The sequence below is a fragment of the Oleiphilus sp. HI0117 genome (assembly GCF_001635235.1).
Window position 1 is genome coordinate 1 of sequence record NZ_LWGA01001420.1, and the last position, 845, is coordinate 845.

Genomic DNA, 845 nt, shown 5'->3' on the forward strand with positions numbered 1-845 from the left:
TCAGAGTTGGGATGAAATTGAGGTCTTGGCTAAAGAGATTGAAGCAGCTGGTGCTACCATTATTAACACTGGTATTGGTTGGCACGAAGCGCGTATCCCGACAATTGTTACCTCTGTGCCGCGTGCTGCATTTAGTTTTGCGACAGAAAAGCTTCGTAAGACAGTTTCAATTCCTGTGTGTGCTAGTAACAGAATTAATACGCCTGAGATTGCAGAAGATATTATCGAAAAGGGTGAGGCAGATTTAGTCTCTATGGCACGCCCTTTACTGGCTGACCCTTTCTTCGTATCGAAAGCCGAGGCGGGCAAAGGCGATGAAATCAATACTTGTATTGCATGTAATCAGGCATGTTTGGATCACACTTTTCAGATGAAAAGGGCGTCGTGCTTGGTGAATCCTCGAGCTTGTCATGAAACTGAGTTGAAATATTTGCCGACTCAGGACAAGAAGCGAGTTGCGGTTATCGGTGCGGGGCCAGCAGGCATGTCTGCTTCAACGGTATTGGCTGAGCGGGGTCATCAGGTGAGTTTGTTTGATGCAAGCGACAAGATTGGCGGGCAGTTTAACATTGCCAAGCAAGTGCCGGGCAAAGATGACTTTAATGAGACCATGCGCTACTTCGGTAAGATGATTGAAAAGTATGGCGTTGACCTTCGTTTGAATACTTGGGTTGAAGCCGAAGACCTCATCAAAGAGGGGTTTGATGAGGTGATTGTCGCCACGGGTATTTCTCCTCGAACGCCTCCAATTCCTGGTGTTGAACATCAAAAGGTTATGAGTTATCTGGATGTTTTGCGTGATAAAAAGCCTGTTGGTGAGAAAGTAGCCATAATTGGTGCAGGCG

At 46.5% G+C, this 845-nt stretch carries 1 protein-coding gene; it reads left to right on the forward strand.

Going from position 1 to position 845, the window contains the following annotated elements; genetic code table 11:
* Nucleotides 1–845 (forward strand): FAD-dependent oxidoreductase (locus A3757_RS23945; RefSeq protein WP_156506543.1); only part of this gene is annotated, 845 nt, incomplete at both ends.